Here is a 26,198-nt window from a genome sequence, read left to right on the forward strand (position 1 = left end):
AACCGTGTTCAGTATACTACAGTTTGATTTTATTCTGCCTACCTACTTAACCAATAACTAATGACCAATGACCAATGACTAATAGTAAAGTTTACCTTGTGGGTGCTGGCCCTGGAGATTTGGCATATTTAACTGTAAAAGCATATCGTCTCTTGGCATCTGCCCAAGTGTTAGTTTATGATGCTTTAGTAGATGCTCAATTGTTCGATTGTGTACCACCTGATTGTCTGAAATTAGATGTTGGTAAACGTGGTGGTAAACCCAGCACTCCCCAAGCTGAAATTAACAATTTACTAGTTAAGCATTGTCAAGAAGGTAAACAAGTTATTCGGCTGAAATCAGGAGATCCTTTTATTTTTGGCCGCTGTATTTCTGAAATAGAAGCTTTAAAATCTGCCGGTTGTGAATTTGAAGTGATACCAGGAATCTCTTCAGCTTTAGCAGCACCTTTACTTGCAGGAATTCCTCTGACAGATACTGTTCTCAGTCGCTGTTTTGCTGTATTGACAGCACATGAACCGGATGTTTTAGACTGGGAAGCACTATCAAGATTAGAAACTTTAGTAATTTTGATGGGGGGGAAAAATTTAGCAGAAATCGTTTATCAACTGCTACGCCATAACCTATCGCATTCCACACCAATTGCTATTATCCGTTGGGCAGGAACTCCCAGTCAAGAAATCTGCATAGGTGAATTAGGCAATATTTTGGCACAAACTGCGGGTTTATCTCTCTCCCCAGCAGTAATTGTCATTGGTGAAGTTGTTCGGTTACGCCAATATTTATAGTATAATTACTTATCGAAGGCAGGAGTTAGGGGGTAGGAGGCAGGAGGGAAACTGACCCTAACGTCAGATGCGAACCATTGCGGAGCATATTTAAATTCGGTCGATGTCTATTCGATCATCGCTCTTCCCAATTACCAATTGCAACAAATATAACCTGAGAAAAAATATCTTCTAAATAGCCAAAACTCTTGTATTTTCCCTATGTCAAGCAATCTTCCTCTTTCAGGTAAAACCATTCTAGTCACACGTTCGGTTGGACAGTCAAGCCAATTTAGCGATCGCTTGTCGTCAGCAGGTGCTACAGTCATTGAAATGCCAGCTTTAGAAATTGGCCCCCCTTCTAGTTGGAAAGCTTTAGATGAGGCGATTGTTAATTTATCGACTTTCGACTGGTTAATTCTCACTTCCAGCAACGCTGTAGACTACTTTTTTCAGAGGCTTCATACCCAAGGTAAAAATAAAAATAATTTAAATAAGATTAAAATTGCCGTTGTTGGTGAAAAAACAGCCAAAAGTCTGAAAAAACACAATATCCGACCTAATTTTATTCCTCCTCACTTTATTGCTGACTCCTTAGTGGCCAACTTTCCTGAAAACTTAGCAGGTAAAAAGATTTTATTTCCTAGAGTTGAAACTGGGGGTAGAGAAGTTTTAGTTAAAGAATTAACCGCTAAAGGTGCAGAAGTTATCGAAGTTCCCGCTTATGAATCTTGTTGTCCCCAGAATATTCCCCCAGCAGCAGAATTAGCTTTGCAAAATCGTACCCTAGATGTAATTACCTTTGCTAGTTCTAAGACTGTGCAGTTTTTCTATCTATTAGCAACTAGTAAATTAACAAATGGGGTGACACCCTATTTAGACAAAATTTGCATTGCTTCTATCGGACCCCAAACTTCTAAAATTTGCTCCGATTTATTCGGACGTGTTGATATTGAAGCTGAGGAATATACTGTAGATGGTTTAATTAAAGCAATTATCAAATGGTCGAAAGGGTAATTGGGTAAGTAGGTAGGCATAGATAAACCTAACTATGTAACGAAAAGTAAAAATGCTGAAAACCTTGCGATTGCTTTACTCCACTTCGTTACGTATGGCTATAGCTTGCGTGACGACTTAGGAGTCATACGCCACGCTTCGCGAACGCAATGACATAGTTGTAAATTTTCTCAACCACCTAACTTATACTAAAAACGGGTTAAAAGTGTCATTCTGAACGAAGTGAAGAATCTCCGAGATACTTCTCTACGAGACGCTCCGCGAACGCTGCACTACGTTACGTATGGCTAACGCCACGCTACGCGAACAGTATGACATAAGTCCAGATTTCACCCGTTTGCAGTATATTAGGAACCGGGAACCAGAGAAAGACTTTTACCAATTACTAATGACAAAACGTTTAATCGGTTTAACTGGTGGTATAGCTACAGGTAAAAGTACAGTGGCTAATTATTTAGCTACTGCTTATAATTTACCAATTTTAGATGCAGATGTTTATGCTAGAGATGCAGTATCTGTTGGTTCACCTATCATTGCACAAATTTCCCAACGTTACGGCAAAGAAATTTTGCTACCAGATGGTAATTTAAATCGTTCTCAGTTGGGAGAAATTATTTTTAATCAGCCAAAAGAACGTAATTGGGTAGAAAATCTAATTCATCCTTATGTGAGGAATTGTTTTACTCAAGCTATCAATGAATCATCTGCAAATACCTTAGTTTTAGTTATTCCTTTGTTATTTGAAGCTGGTTTAGAGAATTTAGTTAGTGAAATTTGGGTTGTATCTTGTTCACCAGAACAGCAACAAGAGAGATTAATTCAGCGAAATCATTTAACTACTGAACAAGCTGTAGCTAGAATTAGTAGTCAATTATCTATTGCTGAAAAAGTAGCGCGTGCTGATGTGGTTTTGGATAATTCCTCAACTTTAGAATCACTTTTACAACAAATAGATTTGGTGATGAAAAGGGTTTATAGCGGTTATCGGTTGAGTGAGGTACAAAAACCCCACCCCCAACCCCCTCCCCGCAAGCGATGAGGGGGCTATTATGTGCCTTGTTATAATGAGGAAACGCTATATCCCAAATTGATATGAAGTTGCATAGAATTAAGATATCAAGAATAATTGACCGCAGATAAACGCAGATAAAGACTAATAATTCAATTGGTGTCATTATTCTGTGCAGTCTCATATAAAATTGGTATTATGAGATTCCCGATTTCTCTAAAAAATTGGAATAAATTTCAATCCCTAATAACGTAAGTTGCTACTTAGACACATTGTCTGAATCAGGATGTCCAAGATTAAAGGATGAACAGGATGAAAACAGAAGTTTTATTACCAATAACCAATAACCAATAACCAATAACCAGCCTCAACTAGATAACTAGCAACTTGAGTTAATAGGGAGTAATGAAAATTGCAATGGATCGTTTGCGGAGGCAAGACCAGACAATTTTAAGTTTCAATCCCTAATAGGGAGTAATAGAAATTGCAATATCCATCATGCCACCTCCCTTGCAAAGGGAAAGTAGTTTCAATCCCTAATAGGGAGTAATAGAAATTGCAATCTTAAATTCAGACTTTTTTATCTTTGTTAGATGCCGTCTAGTTTCAATCCCTAATAGAGAGTAATAGAAATTGCAATTCTGAAAGCACGTCAGGTAACACTTTCACTGGGTTCGTAGTTTCAATCCCTAATAGGGAGTAATAGAAATTGCAATTGCTAGTAGTTGCTTTACTGCTGAATGCTGGCGACGTTTCAATCCCTAATAGGGAGTAATAGAAATTGCAATTTTATTTTCTGGTATAGGTGGTTTTGCACTTGCTGGTTTCAATCCCTAATAGGGAGTAATAGAAATTGCAATTTAAGTCATTTAAGCTGTCCAAAACAATATCAATGTTTCAATCCCTAATAGGGAGTAATAGAAATTGCAATAGCGGGGGGCGGAAAGCCTATATATATATATGTAGTTTTCAAGGTTCAGTTGCGCGGACGATATCATCATAGTTCATTTCAGGAATTGTGTCAAGAGCAAAAATCGCTGAAACCCTTGCTGTGTAAGGTGCGCGGGAGTGTAGGCAAAAGAAAACCAGCAAAGCCTTGCCTAGAATTGATTTCAGGCATTTTCTGAGAAACTGGATTTTTTACACCCACCCCCTCGCGCATCAAGCGAAGAAAATACTGCTAAAAACGGTTTAAAAATGTCATTTTGATAGCGCAGCGTGACGACAGTATGACATAAGTTCAGATTTCACACGTTTGCAGTATACGGGACTTCCAAATAAAAAAATCCCCAATTCGTAGGGTGGGTTAGCGCCGCGTAACCCACGATTATCCCTAAATTTATGGTGGGTTACGGACTAACGTCCTAACCCACCCTACGATTTTTGGGTAATTTATTTTTTGGTGTTCCCTACCACCCAAGTTGCTAGTTATCTAATTAAGGCTGGTAATTGGTCATTAGTGAGAAAAAACTCTTAAATCCTGGAAATCCTGATTTTGACAGTTTCCCTAACTAGCAACTTAGGTTATTACGAATTAATCTGAACTTTCTCCCCCAACTACCACATCTTTGATTCGCAAACTCGGACCACCACAACCTACAGGTAAACCGTTTTGTCCACCTTTACCACAACCACCTGATTCATCCCAGTAAAAATCATCACCAATGCCTTCAATATCCGCGAGGGTTTGGAAAACGTTACCTGATAGGGTGACATCTTTCACGGGTTCGGCGATTTTGCCATTTCTAATCATCCAGGCTTCACCAGCGCTGAAGGTGAACATTTCCCCGTTTGTCATTCCACCTAACCAATTGCGGGCATATACCCCTTCTTTAATATCAGTAAATAAGTCGGCGACGGGGGTATTACCTCTTTCAATCCAGGTATTTGTCATTCGCACAATGGGCGAAAAGTGATAATCGAGACAACGGGCATTACCTGTGGGCGCTTCTTCTAATTTGCCGGCAGTTTCACGAGAGTGCAAACGTCCGACTAAAACACCATCTTTGATTAATTGCGTAGTTGTAGCAGGTGTGCCTTCATCATCGTAATAATAACTACCACGATGACCTGCTGGGGCTGCACCATCAAAAATTTGCAGTTCTTCTGAACCAAAACGCCTTCCCAGGGTCATAACCTCTAGCAAATCAGGGTTTTCATAGGCCATATCAGCTTCGGAAAGATGACCAAATGCTTCATGAACAAATAAACCACTGAGTATGGGGTCAATAACTACGGTATAAGTATTACCTTTGACTGATGGTAAGGATAAGGCTGTAACTGCTCTTTCGGCGGCGCTTTTGACTTGGGTATCTAAATCAGTTAAATCTTGATAGGCTTTGCGAGAACCGATGGTTTCTCTACCAGTTTGTACGGTGTCGCCATTTCTGGCTGTGGCTGCAAAGCGCATTTCCATATCTACCCAAGATTGCTCAATTAGAGTGCCTTCAGAAGTAGCAATAATTACTCTTTGGGCGCTGTCACCGTAACGAACAGAGGTGGTGGTGATGCGGGAATCAACGCTTTTGAGTAATTGGGTATAGCGATCGCACAATTGTTTTTTCTGCTTCAGGGAAACTTGACGCGGATCTATCCCTGTCAAGGGTAATTCGCATATAGCTTGTATGGGATCAATGGGAGCTAAGATGGTTTCTTCGTCTCCCACTATCCGAGCTGCTGCGATCGCTTCTTCTATCCGTTCTTTAATAGTAGCCAACTGGTTAAAACTACTTAACCCCCAGCCACCTTTATAACAAGCGCGAATATGTCCACCAATAGAAATGCCCTCGCTGAGGGTTTCCACCTTGTCACCACGCAACAAGATATCCGTTCCTTCTGCCTCTTCTAAGCGAATCATCAAATAATCCACACGGGAGGAGTAACAAGCAATTAGCTCAGATAGTAAATTTTGTACGTCAGCAAGTAAGTTAGGCATTCTTGTTAGTGATCATGACGAACTGTATTTATTTTGCAACTATTTAGGTCAATTTTGCTAATAAAAGGCAATCTGCTTTCAAAAGCGTAAATTTTTCTGTTTCTAACACCGAACATTGTTTTTGTAACTGAGCTAAAGCCGGATTTATCCCCTGCTCTAAACTTGTGACAGCTTCTGTAAATGCTGGCTGAAAACTTTTCAGCCAAGTCTTTTGAGTTAGATATTCAGGTTGAAAAGCTGTCCGTTCCAGCAACCAGAACGTGACTCTATACTTTTGAATTACTTGTTGAACTACAGCTAAGTCTTGACTATATTGAGCATAAAGCAAATCAATAGTCCGTTGACGAATCTGACCATAGTAACCAAGATGGAATGGAAGAGCATATTCTCGACCTACTAAAATAGACCTTTTGCCAAAAGTTGGGATATAATCTGCCTCATCAGAGAGCGTAGCAATCATAATATTTTTTGGTTGCTTTTGCAAAAACTCATATATCGCAGACTGTTCTGATATTTTATAACCCGTTGTGGGAAATCGTCCTAAAAAATTAGGATAAAAAAGCAGTAACCCCATTAAAGTTGCTGTTAATAAAAGTTGCCAAAACCTGCGTTTTTGCTGATAAGCATGAAAAAAACCATCCAACATGACAGTGAAAGTTATTCCTCCAGCCAAAGCCATGATAATTCGGAATGTATGCACTGTATATCGAGTGGGAAAAAATAGTTTTAGTAAAACAATATGGGCAGCAAAATATAGAACTAAAGATACAATAGTAACTTGCTTGAAAAGTATAATTTTTTTATTAATTAAACTTACCAAAGGAAAGCGCGAACGAGATTTTAAAACCCAAGGGAAAAACAAGCCAAACCAAATTAACGGAGGCATCAATGGTGGGAGTATACCGCTATGTTGTCCAATTAGCCAAAATCGCCAAGGGTTTTGATCAAAAAAAGGATGTCTTCCTTCTGTCCAATGTTCAGGCATTTGCCAAGCTTGAGCAGCGGTGACAACTGGCCCAAACTCTGAGGAAGTCAAAGCATAAGGCAACATTGCTATTATTCCCAATCCTAAATAGCCTGCCAGCAGCAAATAATTCTTCCTGACTCTAACAATTAAAATTCCCAAAGAAATAAATAATAGTGGAGGATATAAAAATCCTTCTAAGACTATTATCAAGCTGATCATTAGTCTATTTTCGCGTAATAAATAATAGAGAAATGCTAACAACAAAGGATAAATAAAAGCTCTAGGTGTGGCAGAAACTAAATCATCTTTAAACCAAAGACTTTGATTGAGTAGCAAGGTGCTGATAAATCCCCCAGAAGGAACTGGTAAAAATTCCAGGGATAAATAAAAACAATAGATAGTTATAATTAAACCTAAAAAAATAGGCAATATTTTACTAAACAAAACTGGTTCAATACCTAGACTAGTCATTAATTTATAAACGGAGGCATACCCAATGGGAGTAATTGATTTAAAATAATCAGCAATCAAATCATTAGGTAGTAATTCTGAATCACTAAATCTTTGCATCCAAAATACATATTCTCTGGCATCATCTTGGACAACATAATTACCTTGAAATGCTTTTTTCAGTCCTAAGCAACTGTAAAATATTGAAAATATGATACTCCCAATCAAACAAAATATTATAGATTTTGAGATACGTTTACCATCAGCAGAAAATGTGTTATTAATTGGCGTAATTAATAAATTATGAAGATTATAAAATAACATCACTGTTGCAAATTTGTTAAATAAAACTTCTGAAGCGTTACTCTATAAGTATAGAGAAAATCTATGCAAAATTCAAATAAATATTTATTTGAATCATTTTAATTTTATTCAAAAACATATTTTTCAGCTACTTTCCAATAGCGTGAAAACCGCTTCAAGTCAATAAATCCATCATAATCAAAAAATGGTTCTATTGCCAAAACTTCTAAATTTAAATATTTTTCTTCAACTTGATTACAAATCTCCTCAAATCGTGGACTAGGACTATCAACAGTGACAACTAAATTAGCATCATGTTCTTGAGCAAAATTTAAAATCTCTTGTCCCACGTTCCCACGACGAATTTCTACAGGTAATTCTAGTAAACATTCATAGATAAAAGTGAGGCGTTTGAGGCTAAGTTGCCATTCTGCTATTAAAGCATCATCCCAAACCCAAATAGCTGGAGCATTTGGATATTTTTGAAATACCGGATTTTTGGGATTTAGGCAGTCTCCATGTATCCAAATAATTGCTTTATTCATGTTGATCATTAATAATTGATAATTATAAATTATTGTGTGCATTTTTGACTAATCAGATAGACTTTAACAAAGCCTCCTGAAGTGCGATCGCTCGTTGAGGGACAGCAAAACCTCACAAAATCCTTGATTATCTTGGGTTTCCTTGTGTCAACCCAACCTACTATATAACAACTTTGTAGCCTTAACCGAGCAGTATTGAATGTCTGGATAGGTGTGTTAATTGCCGTAAATTCGATTAATATTTAGTTTATCAAACGTCTATCATTCACCTGTAACAACCCAAACGTTAAACTTCATGACCACAAAACGGATTTTAATCACTGGTGCAAGTGGCTGTGTCGGTCACTATATAAGTGAGGCCTTAATTCAAAATACCAATCACGAATTATACTTACTTGTGAGAAACCCAAATAAACTGCAAGTTGATACAGCAGCACGTCCTGGTATCACCGTTTTGCAGGGCGATATGCGAGAAATTAGTAAGTATTCTAATTTACTCAAAACCATTGACACGGCAGTACTAACAGCTACTTCATGGGGTGGAGAGGGAATATTTGATATTAACGTCTTGAAAACATTAGAGTTAATCAACCTGCTAAATCCAGAAAGATGTCAACAGGTAATATATTTTTCAACTGCAAGCGTTTTAGGTTATGACAACCAACCCATGAAACAAGCTGGGGAAATCGGTACAGATTATATCCGGTCTAAATACGATTGTTTACACAAAATAGAAAAATTAGCTCTTGCACCCAAAATAACCACCGTTTTCCCCACCCTGGTTTTAGGTGGTGATGACAACAAACCTTACTCCCACCTCACAACAGGCATTCCCGAAGTTACCAAATATATTGATATAATTCGTTTCTTACAAGCAGATGGCAGTTTTCACTTTATTCATGGACGCGATATTGCTACTGTCGTTCAATATTTAATTGATTATCCACCCGAAAAAGGGGAACCACGTCGATTTGTTTTGGGTCAATCTGCATTAACTGTTAACCAAGCAGTCAAGGAAGTCTGCGGTTATTTAGGCAAAAAGATTTACTTTCGTATTCCTCTATCTTTATCATTAGCTAATTTGATTATTGTTTTGTTTCGTATTCAAATGGCTGCATGGGATAGATTTTGCATGAAATATAGACATTTTACCTATGCTAACACCATTAATCCCGCTAGTTTCGACTTACCAAATTACTGTGCAACTATGAGTGATGTATTGAAAATTAGCGGGATTAACAGTCCTTATTCAGAGGGGACAGGGAAATCCTCATCAGTACAGTGATTTTCAGGTAAATGAACCACATTTTTAATTCTCACGCAAAGACGCATTCGCGTAGCGTCCCGCAGGGAAGGCGCAAAGGAAGAAAGGAGGAGAATAAGAAGGTTGTGGTACCAATATATGAAACCTGCTGTAAAATACGAAGCATTTTTAGGACTTAAAGAACTCCACAAAAAGAAATGCCCAATGTCATAAAGAAATGCCCAATGTCATTCTGAACGGAACGAAGTGTAGTGAAGAAGCCTCCGAGATGCTTCGTTTCGCTTTGCTACACTCAGCATGACAAAACAGGATCATTTATTTTGTGGCTTACTCTTACGCAAAATACCTGTCAAACTCCCATTTCTCCGCGACCTCTGCGGTTCGTCATTCTGTGATTCGTGCGTAAGTCCTAATCTTGAAGAATTTTCTGTAAATTCATGGTCAAAGTCTGTTAAAATTCAGTGCTGCGGCATTTGCTCTGAGTCTTGGCGCTAGTTGCCCATGCAGCCTTTCAAACCATCCGTCCGCCTAAGACTGACGCTGATATTAGCGACAGGCCGATGTTATTTACGGAGTTTTATGTCTTTTTCTAATCTCGGCTTGTCCAATGAAATTATTCGTGCAGTCACTGAGAGGGGGTACACTAAACCCACACCAATTCAAATGCAGGCGATTCCTGCTGTATTGTCGGGTGGTGATTTATTAGCTGGCGCTCAAACTGGTACTGGAAAGACCGCGAGTTTTACTCTGCCACTTTTGCATAAGTTGTCATCAGACCAGAACATTAAAAGCAGTGCTATTGGATGGCTACCAATCCGGGCGTTGATTCTCACCCCTACACGGGAACTCGCTGCACAGGTAGAGGAAAGCGTGCATGATTATGGCAAGTACCTGAAGCTGAAATCAACAGTGGTATTCGGTGGAGTAAGTATCAATCCTCAAAAACGGCAGTTGAAGAGTGGTGTAGATATTCTGGTGGCTACTCCTGGAAGACTGCTAGACCATCTGCAACAGGGGACGGTGAACCTTTCGCGTGTTGAGATTTTGGTGTTGGATGAAGCTGATCGAATGTTGGATATGGGCTTTATTCGTGATATTCGGCGTATTCTGTCGGTATTGCCAAAACAGCGCCAAAATTTGCTATTCTTTGCTACCTTCTCCGATAAAATCAAGGAATTGGCCTCAGGGTTATTGAATCACCCGACGATGATTGAGGTGGCACGCCGCAACGTTACTGCTGATACGATCGCACAAAGAGCTTACCAGGTAGACCGTGATAAGAAGCGTCAATTACTAGCTCATCTGATTCGACAAGATAATTGGTATCAAGTTCTAGTGTTTACTCGTACTAAATATGGTGCAGATCGTCTGGTGAGGCAGTTGAATGACGATCGCATTCAAGCACTAGCAATTCACGGTAATAAGAGTCAGGGGGCGCGTACCCACGCTTTAGCAAAATTCAAAAATGGTAGTTTACAGGTACTAGTAGCCACAGATATTGCCGCTAGGGGTCTGGATATTAGCGAATTACCCCATGTGGTCAATTTCGATTTGCCCAATGTACCAGAGGATTATGTCCATCGTATTGGTCGTACAGGCCGCGCTGGTGCAAAAGGTGAAGCTGTTTCTCTAGTGTGTGTTGATGAGTTCCATTTGTTGGCAGATATCGAAAAACTGATCAAGCAACCGTTGTCATTAGAAATAGTTGCTGGTTTTGGAGTCAACCCCGACATTAAGCCTGAACCAATTCAAAATGGACGCAAACCAAAACCCCAGCCTGGACGTGATCAAGAGACGGCTGATTCTACTGGTAAACGTAAATCGGCACCACGGAGATCTGGTAAACGTAAGGCAGCACCACCAGCAACAGATGGTAAAAAGTATGGTGGTAGTTCATCTGCATCGCGCCGGACTAAAAAAAGCGATCGCTAATCGCCGACATATAAGGTTGGCGTTAAAAATTGTCGTTGGGATAAGGCAGCCCTTATGCTGATGAAATGAAGAATAGAGAAAAGTGAAATTTTATCAAAATCATCAAATTTGACTAAAAAAGCCTTTATTCTCCTGACTTCGATTATGCTCTACTTAGGGCTTGCTGAATAAACCAAAAACCTAGATATATCAACAGTTTCAGGCTGAAAAAGTAGGAGAAGGTGCCAGAAATAAGCGATGAAATCATCAAAAACCGTTCATTTACCCAGATTTGAGAATATTCTGATCTCCTTCTAATTCTTCCTCCTGACTCCTGACTCCTGACTCCTAGCCCTAACGGAAAGACTTTTTCAGCAAGCCCTACTTAGCTCTTAATGATTTTGTAAATCTTTGTTTGAGACGATTTTTGCCATCTTCTAATTTTTGATTTAATTCATTACTTTCTGCTTTTGCTGATGAATTAGAAGATTCATTTTGGTTTAGATAATTCGCTAAAAGCCTAATTGTTGGGTACTTAAACAAATCAACTACTGATAAAGAATTTGAATCTTTCGTCCAAGATTTTTTTAGCTGAGAGTAGACTTTGGTAATTGTTAAAGAATTACCACCAATATCAAAGAAATTATGATTTACGCCTACTTTTTCTAAACCTAAAACTTCTTCCCAAATTTTTGCAATCATCTGTTGAACATCATTTTGGGGTTCTACATAAGTAACTGCAAATTCTTGAAGCAAACTTTCTTGAGTTGGCAGTGCCAAACGATCTACTTTCCCATTAGCAGAAAGTGGTAAATGATCGAGAAATATAAAAGCTGATGGCAACATATACTCTGGTAACTTTTCTCTGAGGAAATTGTGTAAATCTTCAACTGGGGGGTTCTGGTTTTTGCTCAGAATATAGGCTACCAAACGCTCTTTACTATTATGTTTACCTGTGGCAGTGATCACAGCAGTGCGTACTGCTGGATGTTGCATTAATGCTGCTTCGATTTCTCCAGCTTCAATGCGGTATCCGCGAATCTTAATTTGAAAATCTGCTCGTCCACAAAATTCAATATTTCCGTCAGGTAAATAGCGACCCAAATCTCCTGTACGGTAAATGCGTTCGCCTGTGCGCGGATGAGTAATAAAATTAGCACTGGTCTTTTCTTCATTGCGCCAATAGCCTTGCGCTAACTGTACCCCAGCACAGTATATCTCCCCAGTCACCCAAACCGGACAATCTTCTAAGGCTGTATTCAAAATATAATATTGGGAATTAGCCATAGGTTTGCCGTAAGGAATACTCTGCCAATTTGGATTAACTTCTGCAATCAAATAGCCAATATTCCAAATAGTCGTTTCTGTGGGGCCGCCAATACTTAATATTTCTATTCCTTTCACTGAACTTTTGAGACAACGAGGTAGGGCAAGGGGTAGCCAATCTCCACCCAAAATTGCCAAACGCAAACTAGCAGGTAGGAATATAGATTCACTCTCCGCATATTCTACCAACATCTCCATCATGGCAGGGACAGAATTCCACAGTGTTACCTGTTGTTCCACTAGCAATTTAGCCCAGTGTGCAGGATCTTTCACCACTTCAGCATCAGGAATGATAATTTTGCCACCAGCGGCCAATAAACCAAAGATGTCATACACAGACAAATCATGGTTAAGGGCTGTCAAAGCTAGGATACTATCTTGAGAACCAATGTTAAATCGTTGGTTTGTATGGACAACAACATTAACGACGTTGCGATGAGTAATCATCACTCCTTTGGGTAAACCTGTAGAACCTGATGTATAAATCACATAAGCTAAATCATCTGGTGTTTGAACTGGTTGCAGTGGCTGTTTACTTTCGGTTGCTAATTCATCTGCGTCTATACATAAACATTGCATTTGTGATGGCAATTCTAATTTTTCCTGCAACCAAGATTGAGTGAGAATAATTTGGACTTCACTGTTTTCTAGAAGATATTTCTGGCGTTGCTGGGGTAATTGGGGATCTATAGGAACATAAGCACCACCAGCGGCTAAAATACCCAGAACTGCGACAATTTGCTCCCATCCCTTTTCCATGAATACGGCAACTAATTGATTAGGAGTAACTCCTAGTTGGCGCAGTTGATGACCAAGTTGATTGGATAGTTGATATAACTCTTGGTAAGTTAGGGTACGCTGGGCGGAAATAATTGCGGGTTCTGTTCCTCGCTGCTGTGCTTGAGTTGCAAATAAAGTGTGTAGGAGTTCTTCAGAAATTGGTGCAGCGGTAAAATTGATTGCTTCTCGTTGTGCTAGTTGAGCCGGAGGAATTAATTGTCGAGAAGTAACTAGCCAAGCTGATTCGGAGGTAGCTAACAGTTTGAGGAAGTTTCTATAAGCCTCAAACATATCTGCAATTAGTCCTTCAGGAAAAAGTTCTTCTACCACGTCCCAGTTGAATGTTAGTTCTTCCTTTTCTTCCCAAACTTGTACATCCATCCAAGCTTGAGAAGCTTGACTGATACCATAAACTAATTCGCCAAAATGGCTAAAGGTCATGGTTTTTTGTCCTAAGGAACTGAAACCCAAGGTGCTGGTAAAGACAACTGGCATGGCGCTGGGGCCTGTGCCTTTTCTCCGAGCTAATTCCCGGACTACGCGCACTCCACTAATGTAGCGGTGTTCTAAATCTTGCCAGAGTTGTTGCTGGATGCGGCGCGATCGCTCGGTAAATGGTTCAGGGGTGGAATTGTCTACTGCTAAGAGGATGACTGATGTGAAGTCTCCTAAGATATCGTTGACTTGGGGATGGAGTGGTAGACGATTAAATTGGGCTAGATTGATGGTAAATTGGGGATTATTACCCCAAACTGTCAAAATTTCGGCAAAAGCAGCTAATAAGACTCCAGAAGGCGTTAAACCGGCTTGTGCGGCTTTCTGCTTTAATTGCTGCCATTCCGGTTGGGGGAGGGATGCTTGATAGCGCCGACAGCGATGTTGTTTGAGTTGTTTGGGATTTTTGGCTAGGGGTAAGTCTGGGGCTGGGGGGAAATTATCTAGACGACTGAACCAATAATCTTGCGATCGCTTGTATAATTCTGTTTGTTGTAGCGATCGCTCTGCCAAGACATAATCCCGGAAGGATAAATCCAGCGATGGCAATACGGCATCAGGATTTTGATACAGTGCAAACCATTCATCAAATAACCGAAACAAACTCCAAGCATCAAATACTTGCAAATCATAGCTGACGTGTAGCCGCACACGTTCTTGATCCAATTTGGTAGCGCGAAATTCAAATAAAGGCCATTGGTCAGCGGGGAGAACTTGATGAGATAAGCGATCGCGAATTTTTTCTAACTCTAATTTGACACTTTCTTCATCTTTTTCTCTTAAGTCTAAAACCTCCATTTCGTAAGCGGGTACTTGTTCTAGAATTTGCTGCTGACCATCTGCTAACACTACAGACCGCAGCATATCATGACGTGAAATTAATTTTTGCAGCCCCCAATTTAATCTTTCTAGGTTTAAATCATGGCCTTCTATTTCGTAATAACCATGATTAGAAACACTGCCTAAATCTAATACATTACTACGACCCACCCAGAATGCGTGTTGCATATCAGTGAGGGGAAAAGGTTCATAACATAGCTCTGGTTTTGGCACAACAACTGGTAAAGCTTTATCGTTAGCATCTTGACTATTTTGATGCAGCAATCTCAGCAAATCTGCTTTATGCTCAGTTAGTAAATCTCGCAATTCTGGTGTAATTATTCCCTTGGGTGCATCAATTAAAAGTGCATCTTCGTTAGCAGATAGTTTTACACCTTTGTTAGCAAGATTATTTAACAGTAAATGTAAGTTCATATTTTTAACCAAATAATAGATTATACGAAATTGATATGAAGTTGCATGGAATCAGATATCAAGAATAATTGACCGCAGATAAACACAGATAAAGATTGATAATTCGGCTTTGCTGAATGAAAGTATGATTTTATCTCGCAGAGGTGCAGAGGTACAGAGAGTAAGAGTTTGAGAGATGAAAGCCTCACATAAAATTGGTATTAGACTATAAACTCAATATTTCTCTTTCTTCTGTGGTGATTGCTTCTTTAGCGATTAATTTTGTTAAAGCTAATTGATTGAGCAGTTCTGTTGCCAATGTATTTATATTTTGTTCACCTAAAAGTTGATTTAATGAAACTTGTAACTGTAAATCAGATTCAATTTTATTCTTCAACATAATTGCCATTAAGGAATCAAGCAATGTAGCAAAAAATTGTTTTTTATCTAAATTTTCTAAAGGAATTTGTAATAAATTAATCATGGATTCTAAAAGATACATTTCCAACATTTGCTGTTGTGAATCGGTCGCAGCAGCGAGAATTTTTTCTCGATAAAAGGTATTGAGTGGTGTTGATAAATTACTAATTTTTGCTGGCTTAACTATTTCATCCTCCCAAGTCACGCTGATGGGATCAGCCGGAACTTGACCCAAGGCTACATCACCCCAACGCATCACAGTTGCTGCCGCAGTTGCTGCCGCACCTTTTGTATAAACAAGAACTAAATCATTTTCACGAATCTTACCCGTGTGGACAGCGTGATACAAATTGGCGATGGGAAGCACAGGGCCAATATTTGCATAGCGAGGGTAGAGATTAATGGTGCGCTCTGGATTGATACCTAAAGCTCTAGTACAAACACTGGCATACCAAGCAGTAGGAGTATTGAAGGCAAAAAAATCAATTTGGTCAAGGGTCACACCAGCCGCAGCCACAGCCGCATTACAGCATTGACGGACAAAATCTACAGCTGTTTCGGCGAGGGTGTTGGCGTTTGTTCCAGTACGAGTACGTATCTGCGGTTGTTTTTGAGCATCAGTTACCAGTTCATGTACGTAAGCACCACAAGTTTCAGCAGTATGAACAATTTTGTTACCGAGGATTCCTTGATGAGGTTTCAGCAAACCAACTACAAAAGCACCAGCACCATCACCCATTGACCAAGAGAGGGTATCTTCTTCATCGACAGTGTTAGATCCGATTTGGGAAACAACTACTAAAATATTGCGGTATGCACCTACTTGCACCAGTGCATGAGCATTTTCTAAAGCAACTAAGGCGCTAGAACAGGTGGATTCTAAATTCCAAGCCGGACATTGTAATTCTAGTTGGTGAGCGAGGTAAGAGGCATGACCAGGGCCAATATGTTCGCTGAAGAGTGAAGCTACAATCAGCAGATCAATTTCATTATGGGAGAGTTTAGCAGATGCGATCGCATCTTTTGCTGCATGACACTCCAACTTTAATGATGACTCGTCCTCACCAAGCACTCGGCGCTCAACGTTCCCCCGAAATGCATCAGACAAATAAGGTGCTACTTCTTGTGACCAAATATCAATCCCGTTATTGTCCGAGGTAGATTCTATAGCAGGAGAAACTCTTGTTTTTCTGAGCTTTTCTTTAGCGAACAAATTGGGGTATTTATTACGCCAATAATCATTTGTACGGATGATACTAGGAAAGCTAACTGCAAGTGAGCGAATACCTACTGGACAATTGTTCATGACAGAATTATTTCTAAATAGTAACAAGTTGAAAAGTAGGGTGTATTATGCAGCAGAGTAACGCACCTTCAATTTCAGGACTTACGCAAGATGTGACCGAAAACCTGATTCTTCCGTAGGGGTAATTCATGTAGCTTGCTTCCCGAAGGGTATTACCCCTACTTTCGTTGTGTTGTGCGTAAGTCCTAAATTTATGATGATGCTGTAATCAATGGTGATAATATACCCTAAAATCGTCAATAAATATCTGAGTTTTTTAAGCCTCCAAAACTAAATTATTTAACATCGTATTCATCTTATTAACTGACTCAATATACTCTTTTTCTGGAACTGATTCGGCAACAATTCCAGCGCCAGCATTCAAGTGAATTTTATTGCCGTATTGGTAAACCGAGCGAATAGCGATCGCAATATCTGCTGCCCCATTACTATCTACCCAACCAATACCACCAGCATAAATTCCTCTCGGTTCATCTTCTAGATTGTTAATCCATTCCAAGGCTTGTTTTTTATCAATTCCAGAAACAGTAATTCCAGGGAATAAAACTTTCAAAGCATCCCACAAAGTATTTCCTGGTAGGAGTTGACCACCGACTCGTGAGGATAAATGTTGTACACAACGGTATTTTTTGACTTCCATAAAATCAAAAACTCGCACAGTTTCTGGTAAACAAAGTGAAGTAATCTCATTTTGTGCTAACCAGGCAGAAAGTGAATGTTCTTTCACCTCTTTTGCATCTGTAAACAGTTCACCACTTAATCGTGTATCTTCTTCTGAGTCTGCACCACGAGGTCGAGTTGCTGCTAGGGGATTTGTAACTACAAAACCATCTTCGTTCACTTGCATGAGAATCTCAGGACTAAAACCAACAGCGCGAATATCTTCTAAATTCAGACAGTAGGAACGCGCAGAATTGTTGGCTTTAGAACCGACCACATAAGTCCCTAAGATATCTAAATTACCCGTTACTTTAACGGAACGGGAAATAATTGCTTTTTGCAAATCACCGTTTTGAATTGCTGTAATTAAAGTACCAACACGGTTTTTGTAATTTTCGTTATCACTAAAGTCAACTACTAAAGAAGTTAAGTCATAATCTGGTAAAAAAGTCTCAACAAATAATAGTTCTTCAATCTGGTCTAATGACTTAGTAGTTTTGAGATGAACTCCTGTTTCTGTAAAGCGTAATTCAGTCTCAGGAATCAAAAAATAAAGCAGTTCTTGAGAAATTGCTTTAGAATATGCCGAATAAAAACGAGCTATATCAAATGCAATATAACCATAAGCCGTCCAATTTTTAATATTCAAAGACTTGAGCAAAGTCTCTACTTGTTTCAAAGGATCGCTGACTGGTTCAGAGTGAAACTTTCCTAAACCATTAATGACTACAGAGTCTTGGCTTACCGAAACCCTAACAAGTTCATTACCAGCAATCCGAACTTCATTATTGCCTTCATACATCACATAGTTAGAAAAAATCCCAGCTTCTAGCAGATTCTTTAAAACCAGAATAGGCTCTCTTCGACCTGGTATAAATGTTTCATGATACTTTATTTCAGTCTTTAGTTCAGCTACCATCAACTTGATCCTTTTTGATAAATTCTTAAGTAATACCAATTCTCTAAACCGAGATATAGCGATTTTCGGTTGAGTGAGATAAAAGAACCCCACCCCCAACCCCCTCCCCGCAAGCGATGAGGGGGCTATGATGTATTTCATTCAAATGCATACCGCTATAATCCCTAGGACTTACGCAACTGGCACATTGGTAAGGTGCATCAGATATCCAAAATCTGTTGATTTACTAGATTTATGCAGTCTGACGTGGTTGGTGAGCTTGCCGAACCACACCCTACAATAGATTTCTGGTGTGACACGCAGCTTTAGTCCTAATCCTTCCCATCAAAGATTACCTATCTACTTCCTTCTTCCCTCTTCCTTCTTCCTTCGCGCTCTTCGCGCCTTCGCGGTTCATTTAATCCATATTCCTTGAGTATCTAAAATTCCCCCAACTACGAATTAAGAACAAGATTTTGTTGCTTAAATAATAAATGACGGTGAATTTTGCCAGTTGCCGTGCGGGGTAAACATTCTACAAAGCGAACTATTTTTGGAGCCTTGAAGTGAGGTAATTGCTGTTTAGCAAATCTCCGAATACTACTTTCTAATTCAGGTGATGCTTCCTGTCCCGACTGAAGGCTAACATAAGCCACAATTTGAGTTAACTGTTCACCACCTTCAGATTCTGGGACTACAGCTACTTCTAAAATCTGGGGATGTTGATGCAAAACATCCTCAATTTCTATAGGTGATATCCACTGACCATTGACCTTAAATAGGTCGTCAGATCGCCCGATGAATCGGAAATAATTATCTGCATCACGCACATATTTATCCCCAGTCCGCATAGTCTGTCCATAAATAGCTTTGCGCGTTTGCGATAGCCGATTCCAATAACCCAACATCAGGCTTTCTCCACTCACCTGTAAGTTACCAATCGTGCCTGGAGGACAAGGAATACCATCGTCGTCAACAATTTCAACATCATAACCAGGGACTGGACGACCTGAAGTTCCTGTTCTGCACTCTCCTATGCGATTGGAGAGAAATATGTGTAAAAACTCTGTAGTACCAATGCCTTCACAAATTTCGTGGTTGTAAGTTTTCAGCCATTGTTGCCAAATACTTTTGGGTAGTTGTTCAGCAGCGGATACACATAAACGCAAAGAAGAAACATCTAAAGGTGAGATTTCATCAACAGCGAGAATAGCTGCATAAATACTAGGTATTCCAAACAGTACCGTCGGTCGATATCGCTGGATGTCGGTAATAATTTCAAAAGCATTGTTACCATTCGATAGTACAGCTGCTGCACCAACTGCCATTGGCATATATAAGGTGTTACCCAAGCCATAGGCAAAGGACATATTCGCAACTGAATAGGTGATGTCATCTGGATGCAGACCTAGGGTGTTTTTAGCGTACTGTTCTGCACAAACCACCATACTTTGATGGAGATGAATTACACCTTTAGGTCGTCCTGTACTACCAGAAGTGTAAAGCCAAAAAGCTGGTTCATCCCGCGATGTTTTCGCCCAATCTAATAATTCACCTTGCTGGGTTAGTTGGGATAAAAATGAATTTTCCCCATCTATGGATAGAATACTACGCAAATACGGCGACTGGATAGGAGCTAATTTTTGTTGCCATTCTTCGGTTGTGAGTAAGACTTTAGCACGGCAGTCTTGCAAAATATACTGAATGTCATCAGCATTGTAAGCAGTATTAATGGGGATAGGCACAGCGCCTAACCAAATAGCACCCCAAAAGGCAAAGACAAATTCTGGTGTATCTGGGACAAGAATTGCGATGCGGTTTTCTGATTCTAAACCAAGATGAGAAAGTAATTTAGCAGTGCGTCGGACAAAACTACTCACTTGAGTGTAAGTATAAGTCTGATCTTGATAGTAAAATGCTGTTCTCTCGCTGCGTTCCTGGGCTAAATTGCCTTCTATAAAGTAAGCTGCAACGTTAAATAATGGAGGCAAAAGTTCAGAAATACTGTCCATCCAACTTTCCTTTTAGGCTAAATATTAGGTTTTGTTAGCGATCGCCGCCTCGACTACATTGCAGACTTGAGCCAATGTCATATTTTGCCAAGCTTCTAGTTTGATGTTGACCCCTAGTTTTCGTTTTAGTCCCAAAGCAATTTCTACTGTTTCTACGGAATCAATCTGTAAATCTTTGCTTAAAAAGGTGTCTTCACACAGCGATTCTTCGGGAATACCTAAATCAGTCAGTATTGTTTTCAAGGTATTCATCACGTTTAAGGTATCCATGAAGCAAAAAACTCCCCAGCTTATGACTCGAAGTCAAGCGCAGATTTCTGGCTGTATTTAATTAGACCTTTTGCAAAAGACTCCCTGGACGATGCCTGGGGTGTTTGCTAGTAGCTGGCGCTCACAACAAACAATTTGATTCGAGCTAATTAATGCAACTAATTTTCAATTATGCCTGTAGATACTCTAATAGTAATTAATTGCATTTGCAATCAATATTACATAGAAAATGATTATCGAAAAATATTTTATACATCATTATAGATTATATTTTGGTTTATCTATGTCTTAAGATAGATGCCAAATGCCAAAAAATAAAAATCTTCGTTTTTCTAGGAATTACAACTCTTTTTTCTAGATAATTTAGGTAAAACTACTTTGCTGAAGAGGCTGAAAGAATTGCATAGACGGCATTTTGCATGAGAATATACCGGAACACCAATTTTTTTGTACCTATATTTTCTGGGTTTAGGCTTGCCAAAATTGTTCACCTGTATTAATCTAATGAAAGTTACTTGCAATAAGTAGCTTTTTGATGTCAATCTAGGTTTCAGGAAGATCACTAAAATTGAGACTCTAATAAAAATAACTTTCAATAGATTCTCAAGTATCTATCCATCAACACCTAGCTTGCTTCCCGCTGAGTGGGATAACCTCTCTCATGCTCAGAAATAAATGTCTAGTAGTCTGTCAAATACAGAGTTTGATGGATAAAGAGAAATGAACCGCAAAGGACGCGAAGAGCGCGAAGGAAAGAAGGAAGAAGGAAGATTTATTTGCCCGTCAATTAGTTTTGGATAAACTACTAGACTTGTCTAGTATTGAACACAGATGGATACAGATAAGGGACTTCCAAATAAAAAAATATTCAATTGATTCTTGTGGGGTAGGCATCTTGCCTGCCCTTAAACCCGGACAGGCTAGACTTGTACTGAGCTTGTCGAAGTAAGCCCATCCCACAAGATTGGATAATTTATTTCCTGGAAGTCCCTAAAGATGGATTAATCAAGGGATTTCATGATTATGTGCAGCCTCACATAAAATTGCTATAAGAGGGAAATTTGATCTGAAGCATCAAGTTTCCACTATAAAAATTTTTCCACAACTAACTTTTATGAATTTCCAGCACAATGGTTTAGAGATTGCAATTATTGGTATGTCTGGGCGGTTTCCTGGCTGCAATAATATTGATGAATTTTGGGAAAAGCTGAAAGCAGGAGTTGAGTTAACTTCAGTTTTTACAAATACAAAATTAGCTAAAACGGACACAGAACAAAAAATTAAAGCTGGTGGGATTCTGAGTGATGTAGAATTATTTGATGCTGCTTTTTTTGGTTTCAATCCTAGAGAAGCGGAAGCAATAGATCCTCAACATCGTTTATTTTTAGAATGTGCTTGGGAAGCTTTAGAAAATGCTGGCTATAACTCGCAGTTAGAAACTAGACCCATAGGAGTTTATGCTGGTGTGGGTATGGGGACTTACTTGCTTTATAACTTAATTCCCAACCAAGGCTGGATAGAATCAAAAGGCTTTTTACAAACTTTAGTTGGCGTTGATAAAGATTATCTTGCTAGTCGTGTTTCTTATAAATTAAATCTTACGGGTCCGAGTGTCAGTATAGGAACAGCTTGCTCTAGTTCATTGGTGGCAATTCATTTAGCTTGTCAAAGTTTGTTGAGTGGCGAATGTGATATGGCTTTAGGGGCTGGTGTTGCCGTCAAAGTGCCGCAAAATGAATTAACTTTATCGCCAGATGAAATTGTGGCTGCTGATGGACATTGTAAAGCCTTTGATGCTAGGGCGAATGGTACTGTAGGAGGGAATGGGATTGGGGTTGTAGTTTTAAAAAGATTAGAAGATGCGATCGCAGATCGCGATCGTATTTACGCAGTCATCAAAGGTTCTGCTATTAATAACGATGGTGCTGGCAAGGTTGGTTATACAGCACCTAGTCAAGAGGGTCAAACCAGAGTTATTCGTACAGCCCAAATGATGGCTGAAGTTGAGCCAGAAACCATTACCTATATTGAAGCTCACGGGACTGGCACAGCTTTAGGCGATCCCATTGAAATTGCGGCGATGACACAAGCTTTTCGCGCTACCACTGACGAAAAAAACTATTGTGCTATTGGTTCAGTGAAAACCAATGTCGGACATTTAGATGCAGCTGCGGGAATCGTCGGTTTAATCAAAACAGTTTTAGCACTCGACCACAAACTTATACCACCCAGCATTAACTTCGAGAGTCCTAATCCGCAAATTGATTTTGAAAATAGCCCGTTTTACGTCAACACAAAACTTCTGGAGTGGAAAACTAACGATAGTCCTCGTCGTGCTGGAGTTAGTTCCTTTGGCTTTGGTGGGACAAATGCCCATGTCATTTTAGAAGAAGCGCCTCCTTTAGAAACCTCTAGTTCTGCTCGTCAGCAGCAGTTATTGGTACTGTCTGCTAAAACTAGTTCTGCTTTGGAAACAGCCACCAAAAATTTAGCTGCATATTTAAAACAGCATCCAGATTTGAACTTAGCCGATGTTGCTTATACCTTGCAAATTGGTCGTCAAGACTTCAATTATCGACGGATGGTAGTGGGAGAGAATCTTGAGGATGTAGTGAAAAAGCTGGACTCCGTTGATAACGAAGTTTTAGCATCTAGCGATCGCTCTGTAGTGTTCATGTTCACAGGACAAGGATCGCAGTATGTCAACATGGGCAAAGAACTCTATCAGCAGGAGACTATATTTAGGGAAGAGTGCGATCGCTGTTTTGACTATCTCCAACATCATCTCCACATTGATTTACGCTCCTATTTATACCCAACTGACACAGATATTCAAACAGCAACCCAGCAATTACAGCAAACAGCTATCACTCAACCAGCCTTATTTGTCATTGAATACGCCCTAGCTAAATTGTGGATATCTTGGGGAGTGTCTCCTGTAGCCATGATTGGTCATAGCATAGGGGAATATGTAGCAGCTTGTATCGCTGGTGTTTTCTCATTAGAAGATGCTTTATCACTGGTAGTAACTCGTGGGCAGATGATGCAACAACTACCTGAAGGAGCGATGCTTTCCATCAGCTTACCTGCTCAAAAAGTGCAATCATTTTTAGGTGACAACCTCTCTCTAGCAGCCAGCAACGCACCATCATTGAGTGTCGTATCTGGAACAATAGCAGATATAGCCGCACTAGAACAACAACTCACAGCAAAAAGCATAGAATACCGGCGGTTACATACTTCTCACGCCTTCCATTCCTCAATGATGGCAGCGGTAGTTGAGCCTTTTACCTTAGCAGTTCAAAAAATTAAACTTCATCCCCCACAAATTCCCTTTATTTCCAATCTGACGGGGACTTGGATGACACCAGAAGCAGCCACAGATCCCAATTATTGGGCGCGACACCTACGGCAGGGTGTACGATTTGCGGAAGGAATTGCTCAATTGCTGCAAAATGCAGAATCAATTTTTCTAGAAATTGGACCAGGACGGACATTAACCACCTTAACTAAACAACAAGCATCTGCAAGAGTCATACTTTCTTCCCTGCGTCATCCCCAGGAAAAACATTCTGATGTGGGATTTTTGCTCAATACTTTAGGCAAATTGTGGTTAACAGGAGTACAAATAAATTGGGCTGGTTTTTATCAGCATGAAAAACGCCATCGCCTACCATTACCAGCTTACCCCTTTGAGCGCCAGCGTTATTGGATTGATCCACCACAACAAGGCAATCATCACAGCCAAAGACTAAAACTAGATGATTGGTTTTACCTCCCTTCTTGGCAACGTTCCATTATACCTACACAAGATTTAGCAACAGTAAATGTTTCTTGGCTAGTTTTTGTAGATGATACTGGCTTTGGTGATGCTTTTTGTCAACGCTTAAAAACTCACTATCAACATGAATTTATTCAAGTTAAAATTGGCAATTGCTTCTCTCAGGTAAACGAGCAAGTCTATACAATTAATCCACAAGTTAGAGATGACTATGAAAAATTATTCCAGAAAATATCTCAATTAGGAAAAGTACCCCTGATTGCTCACCTATGGAGTCTTAATCCCCACGAATCTTTTGAGAAATCTCAAGAACTAGGTTTAAACAGCCTACTCAATTTATCTTATGTAATTGCTAAACAAAAGATAACTGAATCTTTAAAAATTGGCGTTATATCTAGTGATATCCAAATAGTTATAGGTGATGAAAATATTCACCCAGAAAAAGCTACAGTTTTAGGTGGCTGCAAAGTTATTCCGCAAGAACAGCCAAATATAACTTGTCGTAGCATTGATATTGTCATTAGCAAATTAGGTGAAAATGAACTTATAGATAAACTCATAGTAGAAATTGTTGCAGATACTAGCGAAGATGTGATCGCTTATAGAAATAACTATCGTTGGGTACAAACCTTTGCAGCAATACCTTTAGAAAAGACAGCAACAACAAAACAACTGCGACAAAAAGGAGTTTATCTAATTGTTGGTGGACTTGGTGGTTTAGGCTTAGGAATTGCTGAATATTTAGCCAAGACAGCACAAGCCAAACTAGCTTTAATTGGGCGTTCAACTTTACCAGAAAAATCAGCATGGGAAAATTGGCTAGTGACCCATGATGAGCAAGATATTTCTAGTCAAAAGATTCGCAAACTACAAGAAATAGAAAAACTTGGTGCAGAAGTATTAGTTTTGAGTGCTGATGTTGCTGATGAAGTCCAAATGCGATCAGCAGTAACTCAAATAAACGCAAAATTTGGTGCAATTCATGGAGTAATTCATGCAGCTGGAATACGTGGGGGAGGTTTAGCTCAACTCAAAACATCGGCAATGTTGAAAGCCGTATTTGCGCCGAAAGTTCAAGGAACATTAGTACTTGATACTATCTTCAAAGATGTGCCATTAGACTTCTTAGTTTTTTGGTCTTCTATAGCAGCTTTCGCTGGTGGATATGGAAATGTCGATTATGTTGCTGCACATACATTTCTTGATAGATTTGCTCAATGCTCATCACTTCCAACCATAACTATTAACTGGAATGCTTGGCAAGAAGTGGGAATGGCAATTCAACTGCAAGAAGAATATAAATTACAACAATCTCATCTAGAAATACTCAAAAATGGCATTACCTTAAAAGAAGGTATAGAAGCATTTAACCGCATTTTTGAAAGTGGATTATCTCAAATTATTGTTACTCCCCAAAATATGCAAGACACAATGGCTCAATATGCCAATATGGGAGTTATTTTTGCAGACAAACTAGCAGATAAAACTACGGTTAAAGCTAATTATCCTCGTCCTCATCTTAGTAACTCTTATGTTTTGCCTCGTAATCAAGTAGAGCAAACTATTGCTGATATCTGGCAAGAAGTTATAGGTATTGAAAAGGTAGGAATTTATGATAACTTTTTTGATTTAGGTGGTGACTCGTTAATTGGTGTTCGAGTTATTAACAAAGTCCAAGAAGAGTTTCATATTCAACTATCCACAGTCAGTATTTTTGAAGCTCCGACAGTTAGTCAACTAGCTCAATTATTAAATCCAGAAGAAAAAGAACAACCTGCACTGCAACAAAGACGTTCTCGTGGCGAGATGCGTAGACAGAAAATGCAAATGCAAAAATAATAAATTGATA

The 26,198-nt window shown here is 39.4% G+C and carries 12 protein-coding genes, 1 pseudogene and 1 CRISPR repeat array; of the genes and pseudogenes, 5 read left to right on the forward strand and 8 right to left on the reverse strand.

The window, feature by feature from the left end; translation table 11 throughout:
- The first annotated feature begins 74 nt into the window (after positions 1 to 74).
- Together cobA and coaE are read left to right on the forward strand one after the other, a co-directional pair.
- Positions 75 to 1,784, forward strand: a pseudogene (gene cobA, locus ACSQ6I_RS19010) (uroporphyrinogen-III C-methyltransferase).
- A 388-nt stretch (positions 1,785 to 2,172) separates the two neighbouring features.
- Positions 2,173 to 2,823 (forward strand): dephospho-CoA kinase, encoded by a 651-nt coding sequence (gene coaE / locus ACSQ6I_RS19015; protein ID WP_438891873.1) that lies wholly within the window; start codon positions 2,173 to 2,175, stop codon positions 2,821 to 2,823.
- 424 nt (positions 2,824 to 3,247) lie between these two features.
- A CRISPR array of direct repeats spans positions 3,248 to 3,724; the repeat unit is 37 nt; unit sequence GTTTCAATCCCTAATAGGGAGTAATAGAAATTGCAAT.
- A gap of 603 nt (positions 3,725 to 4,327) precedes the next feature.
- On the opposite strand, the gene ACSQ6I_RS19020 is transcribed toward coaE, so the two are convergent.
- The 3 genes from ACSQ6I_RS19020 to ACSQ6I_RS19030 all read right to left on the reverse strand — a co-directional run bounded on the left by ACSQ6I_RS19020 (position 4,328) and on the right by ACSQ6I_RS19030 (position 7,993).
- A complete protein-coding gene (locus ACSQ6I_RS19020) occupies positions 4,328 to 5,728 on the reverse strand; it encodes a TldD/PmbA family protein (protein WP_438891861.1) in 1,401 nt (466 codons plus the stop codon).
- Positions 5,729 to 5,771: 43 nt separating this feature from the next.
- Positions 5,772 to 7,469 (reverse strand): hypothetical protein, encoded by a 1,698-nt coding sequence (locus tag ACSQ6I_RS19025; protein ID WP_438891874.1) that lies wholly within the window; start codon positions 7,467 to 7,469, stop codon positions 5,772 to 5,774.
- Between the two features lie 104 nt (positions 7,470 to 7,573).
- Entirely contained in the window at positions 7,574 to 7,993 is a 420-nt protein-coding gene (locus tag ACSQ6I_RS19030; RefSeq protein ID WP_438891875.1) for a hypothetical protein, read from the reverse strand.
- A gap of 295 nt (positions 7,994 to 8,288) precedes the next feature.
- Here ACSQ6I_RS19030 and ACSQ6I_RS19035 point away from each other — a divergent pair, with 295 nt between their 5' ends.
- Positions 8,289 to 9,278 (forward strand): NAD-dependent epimerase/dehydratase family protein, encoded by a 990-nt coding sequence (locus tag ACSQ6I_RS19035; protein ID WP_438891862.1) that lies wholly within the window; start codon positions 8,289 to 8,291, stop codon positions 9,276 to 9,278.
- Between the two features lie 558 nt (positions 9,279 to 9,836).
- Positions 9,837 to 11,189 (forward strand): DEAD/DEAH box helicase, encoded by a 1,353-nt coding sequence (locus ACSQ6I_RS19040; protein WP_438891863.1) that lies wholly within the window; start codon positions 9,837 to 9,839, stop codon positions 11,187 to 11,189.
- Positions 11,190 to 11,549: 360 nt separating this feature from the next.
- Here ACSQ6I_RS19040 and ACSQ6I_RS19045 read toward each other — a convergent pair whose 3' ends face one another.
- The 5 genes from ACSQ6I_RS19045 to ACSQ6I_RS19065 all read right to left on the reverse strand — a co-directional run bounded on the left by ACSQ6I_RS19045 (position 11,550) and on the right by ACSQ6I_RS19065 (position 20,568).
- Positions 11,550 to 15,023 carry an amino acid adenylation domain-containing protein gene (locus ACSQ6I_RS19045; protein ID WP_438891864.1) on the reverse strand — a complete coding sequence of 1,158 codons (3,474 nt, stop codon included), beginning with the start codon at positions 15,021 to 15,023 and terminating at the stop codon, positions 11,550 to 11,552.
- A 205-nt stretch (positions 15,024 to 15,228) separates the two neighbouring features.
- Complete coding sequence (locus ACSQ6I_RS19050) at positions 15,229 to 16,728, reverse strand: 3-oxoacyl-[acyl-carrier-protein] synthase III C-terminal domain-containing protein (protein WP_438891865.1); 1,500 nt, start codon at positions 16,726 to 16,728, stop codon at positions 15,229 to 15,231.
- 256 nt (positions 16,729 to 16,984) lie between these two features.
- The gene (locus ACSQ6I_RS19055; protein WP_438891866.1) at positions 16,985 to 18,307 is read right to left on the reverse strand and encodes a salicylate synthase; all 1,323 of its coding nucleotides are present in this window, start codon (positions 18,305 to 18,307) and stop codon (positions 16,985 to 16,987) included.
- Between the two features lie 434 nt (positions 18,308 to 18,741).
- The gene (locus tag ACSQ6I_RS19060) at positions 18,742 to 20,298 is read right to left on the reverse strand and encodes a benzoate-CoA ligase family protein (RefSeq protein WP_438891867.1); all 1,557 of its coding nucleotides are present in this window, start codon (positions 20,296 to 20,298) and stop codon (positions 18,742 to 18,744) included.
- A 24-nt stretch (positions 20,299 to 20,322) separates the two neighbouring features.
- Positions 20,323 to 20,568 (reverse strand): acyl carrier protein, encoded by a 246-nt coding sequence (locus ACSQ6I_RS19065; RefSeq protein ID WP_015217390.1) that lies wholly within the window; start codon positions 20,566 to 20,568, stop codon positions 20,323 to 20,325.
- A 1,114-nt stretch (positions 20,569 to 21,682) separates the two neighbouring features.
- Between ACSQ6I_RS19065 and ACSQ6I_RS19070 the strand changes: the two genes are divergently transcribed.
- Positions 21,683 to 26,188, forward strand: a complete 4,506-nt coding sequence (locus ACSQ6I_RS19070) for an SDR family NAD(P)-dependent oxidoreductase (RefSeq protein WP_438891868.1) — start codon at positions 21,683 to 21,685, stop codon at positions 26,186 to 26,188.
- The last annotated feature ends 10 nt before the right edge of the window (positions 26,189 to 26,198 follow it).

Source organism: Anabaena sp. WFMT, from assembly GCF_051781005.1.
Taxonomy (GTDB): domain Bacteria; phylum Cyanobacteriota; class Cyanobacteriia; order Cyanobacteriales; family Nostocaceae; genus Anabaena.

Bases quoted from the DNA above. Each gene is read 5' to 3' on its own strand.
- ACSQ6I_RS19050 (WP_438891865.1), bottom strand. From the start codon at position 16,728: ATGAACAATTGTCCAGTAGGTATTCGCTCACTTGCAGTTAGCTTTCCT.
- ACSQ6I_RS19020 (WP_438891861.1), bottom strand. From the start codon at position 5,728: ATGCCTAACTTACTTGCTGACGTACAAAATTTACTATCTGAGCTAATT.
- ACSQ6I_RS19045 (WP_438891864.1), bottom strand. From the start codon at position 15,023: ATGAACTTACATTTACTGTTAAATAATCTTGCTAACAAAGGTGTAAAA.
- coaE (WP_438891873.1), top strand. From the start codon at position 2,173: ATGACAAAACGTTTAATCGGTTTAACTGGTGGTATAGCTACAGGTAAA.
- ACSQ6I_RS19030 (WP_438891875.1), bottom strand. From the start codon at position 7,993: ATGAATAAAGCAATTATTTGGATACATGGAGACTGCCTAAATCCCAAA.
- ACSQ6I_RS19040 (WP_438891863.1), top strand. From the start codon at position 9,837: ATGTCTTTTTCTAATCTCGGCTTGTCCAATGAAATTATTCGTGCAGTC.
- ACSQ6I_RS19060 (WP_438891867.1), bottom strand. From the start codon at position 20,298: ATGGACAGTATTTCTGAACTTTTGCCTCCATTATTTAACGTTGCAGCT.
- ACSQ6I_RS19070 (WP_438891868.1), top strand. From the start codon at position 21,683: ATGAATTTCCAGCACAATGGTTTAGAGATTGCAATTATTGGTATGTCT.
- ACSQ6I_RS19065 (WP_015217390.1), bottom strand. From the start codon at position 20,568: ATGGATACCTTAAACGTGATGAATACCTTGAAAACAATACTGACTGAT.
- ACSQ6I_RS19055 (WP_438891866.1), bottom strand. From the start codon at position 18,307: ATGGTAGCTGAACTAAAGACTGAAATAAAGTATCATGAAACATTTATA.
- ACSQ6I_RS19025 (WP_438891874.1), bottom strand. From the start codon at position 7,469: ATGTTATTTTATAATCTTCATAATTTATTAATTACGCCAATTAATAAC.
- ACSQ6I_RS19035 (WP_438891862.1), top strand. From the start codon at position 8,289: ATGACCACAAAACGGATTTTAATCACTGGTGCAAGTGGCTGTGTCGGT.